Source organism: Pseudomonas fluorescens (assembly GCF_002837185.1).
Classification (GTDB): domain Bacteria; phylum Pseudomonadota; class Gammaproteobacteria; order Pseudomonadales; family Pseudomonadaceae; genus Aquipseudomonas; species Aquipseudomonas fluorescens_AM.
In genome coordinates, this window is the sequence record NZ_KZ477991.1 from 249,219 (window position 1) to 255,218 (window position 6,000).

6 protein-coding genes and 1 pseudogene are annotated in these 6,000 nt (G+C 57.2%); 5 read left to right on the plus strand and 2 right to left on the minus strand.

The window, feature by feature from the left end:
• Nucleotides 1-101: 101 nt before the first annotated feature.
• Together ppa and CIB54_RS09580 are read left to right on the plus strand one after the other, a co-directional pair.
• A complete protein-coding gene (gene ppa / locus CIB54_RS09575; RefSeq protein ID WP_049711351.1) occupies nt 102-629 on the plus strand; it encodes an inorganic diphosphatase in 528 nt (175 codons plus the stop codon).
• Nucleotides 630-841: 212 nt separating this feature from the next.
• Nucleotides 842-1,612 carry a LexA family transcriptional regulator gene (locus CIB54_RS09580; RefSeq protein ID WP_065952033.1) on the plus strand — a complete coding sequence of 257 codons (771 nt, stop codon included), beginning with the start codon at nt 842-844 and terminating at the stop codon, nt 1,610-1,612.
• A gap of 293 nt (nt 1,613-1,905) precedes the next feature.
• On the opposite strand, the gene CIB54_RS09590 is transcribed toward CIB54_RS09580, so the two are convergent.
• On the minus strand, nt 1,906-2,142 hold the full coding sequence (locus CIB54_RS09590) for a hypothetical protein (protein ID WP_101219656.1): 237 nt from the start codon (nt 2,140-2,142) through the stop codon (nt 1,906-1,908).
• Nucleotides 2,143-2,649: 507 nt separating this feature from the next.
• Here CIB54_RS09590 and ycaC point away from each other — a divergent pair.
• Entirely contained in the window at nt 2,650-3,282 is a 633-nt protein-coding gene (gene ycaC, locus CIB54_RS09595; RefSeq protein WP_101219657.1) for an isochorismate family cysteine hydrolase YcaC, read from the plus strand.
• A 65-nt stretch (nt 3,283-3,347) separates the two neighbouring features.
• Here the strand turns inward: ycaC and CIB54_RS09600 are convergent, their stop codons facing one another.
• On the minus strand, nt 3,348-3,908 hold the full coding sequence (locus CIB54_RS09600) for a hypothetical protein (RefSeq protein WP_065952031.1): 561 nt from the start codon (nt 3,906-3,908) through the stop codon (nt 3,348-3,350).
• 285 nt (nt 3,909-4,193) lie between these two features.
• On the opposite strand from CIB54_RS09600, the pseudogene CIB54_RS27600 reads away from it, so the two are divergent.
• Together CIB54_RS27600 and CIB54_RS09615 are read left to right on the plus strand one after the other, a co-directional pair.
• Nucleotides 4,194-4,283, plus strand: a pseudogene (locus CIB54_RS27600) (flavodoxin family protein); the annotation flags it as partial.
• A gap of 264 nt (nt 4,284-4,547) precedes the next feature.
• The coding region (locus tag CIB54_RS09615; protein ID WP_232790538.1) for a DUF6531 domain-containing protein at nt 4,548-6,000 on the plus strand (1,453 nt) is incomplete at its 3' end.

Genomic DNA, 6,000 nt, shown 5'->3' on the forward strand with positions numbered 1-6,000 from the left:
CGCTTGGCGCATGGCATCGGCGTCAGAATATGCCTATAATCGCCGCCACTTTTAGGCCAATCCGGCCATGTCATATGGCCAACTAACGGGGGCAACGCCCAATGAGCTACAGCAAGATTCCGGCTGGCAAAGACCTGCCGAACGACATCTACGTCGCCATCGAAATTCCGGCCAACCACGCGCCGATCAAATACGAAATCGACAAAGACAGCGACTGCCTGTTCGTTGACCGTTTCATGGCCACCCCGATGTTCTACCCGGCCAACTACGGTTTTATCCCCAACACCCTGGCTGACGACGGTGACCCCCTCGACGTGCTGGTCGTGACCCCTTACCCGGTCACCCCAGGCTCGGTCATCCGCGCCCGTCCGGTCGGCATCCTGAACATGACCGACGACGGCGGCGGCGACGCCAAAGTCATCGCAGTGCCACACGACAAGCTGTCCCAGCTGTACGTCGACGTGAAGGAATACACCGACCTGCCGCCCCTGCTGCTGGAACAGATCAAGCACTTCTTCGAGAACTACAAAGACCTCGAAAAAGGCAAATGGGTGAAGATCGACGGTTGGGGCGACGCAGAAGCCGCCCGCGCCGAGATCATGAAGTCGGTTGCCGCCTACAAAGGCTGATACCTGCGCCTCATTGCCACGGCAAGCAAAAAGCCCCGATTATTCGGGGCTTTTTTTTGGGTAAAATTAAACATCGAGTTCAGCGCTTAAGTTCAGGCGTTCAACTAACCAGCCACCCTGAAGAATCAGGCTACAACTAAGCAAAAACCTACACGCGCAAATCAACGCATGGTTTATTTGAATGGTTTTCCCGGCCAGTAAACTCTGCGTTCATGAATACATCAGGTGATCGTTTAAAAGCGCTACTACGGGAAGTTCATCTTTCCGCCTCCGACTTCGCCAAGAACCGCGGCGTCACGCCTCAACACGTGAACAACTGGTTCAAACGCGGCGTCCCCATGGGCCGACTCAACGAGATCGCGGAACTGCTGTGCGTCTCAAGTCGCTGGCTAAGCGACGGCCGTGGCCCCAAACACCCACCGGCCAACTACCTGCTGGACGGCCCCACTGCAAGGATTGCATCCACCCGCGAAGACATCGGCAAATACCTCACAGGCCCCGCCTGCCGCCCGGAAAACAACGACGTGGAGATCCCCCTCCACCCCACATTCACCTCAACCGAACGCATCCGCGTCACCCAACACACCCTCCAGACCCTCAACGTAAACCCCGACCGCGCCGTGGGCGCCTACATGGTCGACAACAGCATGATCGACATCATCCAGCAAGGCGCCACCCTCGCCATCGACCGAGGCCGCACCCAAATCATCGATGGCGAAATCTACGCCGTCGAACACGACGGCATGCTGCGCATCAAATACCTCTACAACCGCCCAGGCGGTGGCCTGCGCATGCGCAGCCACAACGCCAGCGAACACCCGGACGAATACCTCACCTACGACGAACGCTTCGAGCAGAACTTCCAGATCGTCGGCTGGGTATTCTGGTGGTCCACCCTCAACAACCGTCGCCCACCCGTCCCACTGGATGACCACCTGCTGGGCTGGGAAGGCGCTGAACCGGAACCGGAGGTGGGCAACTGAGGTGAATGTGGGTATCATGCGCCGCACATTTGGCAGGGGATGGTTTCAAGCTATTACCCTGCCAGGCGATGCGGAGGAGTTCCCGCGGATGCCCCTACTATTCAGCCCGACGCAATGTGGGCTGAGCGATTTGAAGGCTGGTGAGGTTTGTCAAAAACAAGCTGAGGCAGTCACAGAGAAGCCGGCCATAAGCCGGCTTTTTAATGCCTGCCGATCTCGGCTCAATTGTCCAACAGCTGTTGGACAATTGAATGATCAAAAGAGGCCGCTTAGCGACTTGCCAGCCTTGCGCGTCATGAGGCCTGCAAACACTCCACAGCCCGATCGGCCACCATCTTGGCCATCTCTACCAAATGCATCACCGCTCTCTGCGGCGCGGCTACTGGCTCGCCGAGCACCTGTGACGTAGCCACCGCGCAGTGCAGCCACTCAGCCACCTGCACCCAGGCGTCCTCGAAGCTCAGTTCTTCATTAACGGTAAACGGGTTGGTCACAGCTGATGATGGCGAATCCGAACAAACGTTGTCCATAGCAAAACTCCTAGCAGTAAGTGGATACCACCGTTCTTTCGCGACTAAACGAGTAGAGGTGGCGGCTGTACGCAGGTTAGTCGACCGGCCGCTAGGCACCGGCGCACCCGAAGGTGCCCTGCGCACAGCCACCATATAGTGCAGGCGAGAAGACACCTGTCTTTGAGATGGCGCGTGCGCCTAGCGAAGTCCGGGCGACTAAACCCGATCACTGAATGTGCAGTGACAATCCGCAGCCTAATCACCCATTCCCGCTGGCGCAATGCGGTTGGGATTCTCTCGGAAACGTCCTGCAAATGAAAGGGATAGGACCTGCTGGGCATTCAAAGTCAAATCCCCCCTCGCTCTTCACATTGATTTTGTGCACAGGCTGGTGCGCCAACCATCGTCCCGTTTAAGTTGACAGTAAGACTCATCCCACCCGATTTATCCCCCGCCACCCACCCATTAATCTATGCCCATGTTGAACACAACGCCCAACCAACCTAAACAAAAAAGGATTCAACCATGAGCACTCCCACCTACAACCGCCTCAACAAAGACGACGCCATCGTGCTGCTGGTCGACCACCAGACCGGCCTGATCTCCCTGGTGCAGGACTTCTCCCCCAACGAGTTCAAGAACAACGTGCTGGCCCTGGCCGACCTGGCCAAGTTCTTCAACCTGCCGACCATCCTCACCACCAGTTTCGAACAGGGCCCCAACGGCCCGCTGGTGCCGGAGCTGAAGGAGATGTTCCCGGACGCGCCGTATATCGCCCGCCCAGGCCAGATCAATGCGTGGGACAACGAAGACTTCGTCAAGGCGATCAAGGCCACCGGGCGTAAGCAGATCATCATTGCCGGTGTAGTAACGGACGTGTGCGTGGCGTTCCCGACCTTGTCGGCGCTGGCGGAAGGGTTTGAGGTGTTTGTGGTGACGGATGCGTCGGGCACGTTCAATACCACGGTGCAGCAGGCGGCGTGGAGCCGGATGACCCAGGCCGGTGCGCAGTTGATGAACTGGTTCTCGGTGGCGTGTGAGTTGCACCGCGACTGGCGCAACGATATCGAAGGGCTGGGGAATCTGTTGTCTCAGCGCATTCCCAGCTATCGCAATTTGATGAATGGGTATGCGGCGCTGACGGCGCAGCAGAAATAAGCAAACCCAGCGTTAAGACAAGCCTGCTATGAAAAGCAGGCTTTCTTGCCATGGCCGGGACGGCCTCAGACCTTGAATTCTTCCAACATGGTTCGCTGGTAAACATCATACATTGGAGAGCTTTTCATGGGTTTAACAGCCCAATGGAAGCGGGTTCCACTGCCAATCATGATGGCCTTGCGAATCTCATTGGTCGGCCCATACGTATGCTTGGCTTTCTGGAACTCCATTTGTTTGTTCCGTAGCGGCGCCGCCCCATACGTATCTCGAAACTCATGTATCAGATTAGCCTCGAAATCCGAGTAAACCTGCGATGCGTTTCTGGCCCTGGGAAAGCAATACGCAATAAGAAATTGGTAATTGCCTTGCAGGTCGGCAAGCTCAAGCAGCCAGTTTTTATGCTGCGTGATCCGTTGTTCAAAGTTGCCCTCTCCAATGTAGAGAGTCGGAGAAATACCTTTCGGGTACTCAATGGCAATAAAACCGTTCAGTCTGATCACATACACGCAGCGCTCCAGATCCTGCAGTTTAACGCCCCTGCTTTGCAGCTCTGGCCAAACATCCCTTCCCCACGTTTGCTCGCAGGTCCAGTGCAGCCAGTTCCATTTGATATTGACGTTCGCCACCTACGCGATTCCCTTTACGAAGTTTTATTAATTCCAGCCGTGCCTCAGCAAGCGCTGCACCGGGTATCTACCGAATTCGATTCACGTTCCCTGGCGGGGCTTCAGCCGTGATCAATACCGAATGTCCGTTTGGCCAATATCATAAAAAGCCAGACACCTTTTTCTCGGCGAATCAGCATCAATTTCAGCCATCATAGCCATTAGCCATGCATCAGCCAAACGGGCAATTGTGCAAGCCCTGCTTGCACAAACTCATAACCATTGAATCTCCCCTGCACGCCAGCCCCCACCCTTCACCACGGTTATACCCAGGTCCAACCGCTGGAGCCTGACCTGCTCAGGATTCAGTCCGACATCCGCTGGGCCACTCACCTGATATTGACGCGCGCGTTAGCTGCGCAAATCGCCGAGTTGCAGCGGATGGAAGCCGGCTTGAATGCGTTTGAAACCCAGCTGAAAGACGCTCAAGGGCACTGTTCGTCAATCAGCAGCGTCGCTGTCTGAAGTGAGCCGGGGGCACAAGTCGACACCGAAAATTGCCCGCCTTTTGTAAGCGCAATCTGATTTTTCAAACCGCTCATCCAGCCGCCTTTCGCTGCGGCAGACTCCGACGCCTTGCTTTCTGCCGAGACGTCATGGATGACCCACGCTGCCCACATCACCTCGATCGAATATGAGCTGGATACTTTCCATCAGAGCCTGATGATTTATCGCCAGCAAATGGGTGCCTGGTATTCCCGGGCACTGGATTCGGTGAGCCATGCTGCGGATATGCCGTCGCTGCTGGGGATGGACCGGGTGTTGCGGGCCGGGGATTCGCAGCAGTCGGTGAGCCTTACCGACGCGGACTTCTCTACCGTGGCTCGTTGCCCGGTGGGGGGCGTGCTTAAGATCCAGAGCAGGTTCGAGTCGCTGTATGACGTGCCGATTGGCGACATCCCCGTTGAGGTAACACGCCTGGATGACGGTAGTTCAGCAGTGATCATGCTCGATGAGCACGGCGAGGGTTCGCACTATTGCGCCGCCGGCGGGCGCTATCAAGTTCGGGTTCAAGGCGGTGTTTCAGCGCAGCAAGTGGATGCCTTGTTTGCCTCTTATGCCGGGCTGACAGCAGATCTGGAGCAATGGCTGCGCGATCAGTGGAAGGACTTCAAGCCCCATTGGCAGCAATCCACGGCCAGTGCAATTGGCAGCGGCATGCTGGCGAGCAGTTGGGCGGCGATCCGTGATGTGTGGGACAGCATAAAGCTGGTGCAGTCGATCCTTGAAGACCCGTTGCAGTACGCAGAGCACTTGGGAGCCCAAGCAGCCAAGTTAGCGCAAATTGCCAGCGACGCACCCAAGACCATGGAACAAGCGATGTTGCTGGCCAGTGATGAGGCGGCGCTGTTCCTTCTGGTGCGCACCGCACTGGTCTGGCTGGACGCGTTGCCGCCGAGCCAGATCGCGCAAGTGGCCGCAGGGTTAATAGTATCGCTGCTGATTGATCTGGTGATTGGCGCGGTACTGACCATCGCCTTGCCGGCGGCGGGTGTGGCGTATTTGAGCCTGCGGCTGGTCAAGTATGGCGCTCGGATTGTTGAGGCCGCAATTGGCTTCGTACAGAGCATGCTGGCAATTCTGACTAAGTTTATGCAGACGGTGGATCGCTACAAAGCGGTGGCGGTTCGTGGGGTGGTCGGTGGGCTGAAGCAGGGCACCCTGCAGATGCGCTGGAAGGCTCGGCAGAACGCGGTGCTGCGGCAGAAAGAGCATGTAGATGATGTGCCTACCGTGGCGTCGAATCCGAAGGGCGATGCAGCGGCTTCTGCGGATAAAACTGTTACGAACGGTTGCCCGGTGTCAATGGTCACCGGGGAGGAACTGCTAACCCTCACCGACGGTACGCTGGATGGCATCTTGCCGTTCGAGTGGACGCGCTTGTACCGCACCAGTGCGGTGGAAGTGGATTGCGGGTTGGGGTTTGGCTGGAGTCACGCGCTGGCGCACAGGCTTTCTGTGTCGGGCGAATCAGTGGTGTGGACCGACCATGAGAACCGCTCGACCACCCTGCCCTTGCCGACGGCTGCTCGGCCGGCGATTACCAACAGCC

What these genes read in the sequence shown, in the direction of transcription:
- ycaC (WP_101219657.1), top strand. Translation starts at nt 2,650, where the DNA reads ATGAGCACTCCCACCTACAACCGCCTCAACAAAGACGACGCCATCGTG.
- CIB54_RS09590 (WP_101219656.1), bottom strand. Translation starts at nt 2,142, where the DNA reads ATGGACAACGTTTGTTCGGATTCGCCATCATCAGCTGTGACCAACCCG.
- CIB54_RS09580 (WP_065952033.1), top strand. Translation starts at nt 842, where the DNA reads ATGAATACATCAGGTGATCGTTTAAAAGCGCTACTACGGGAAGTTCAT.
- ppa (WP_049711351.1), top strand. Translation starts at nt 102, where the DNA reads ATGAGCTACAGCAAGATTCCGGCTGGCAAAGACCTGCCGAACGACATC.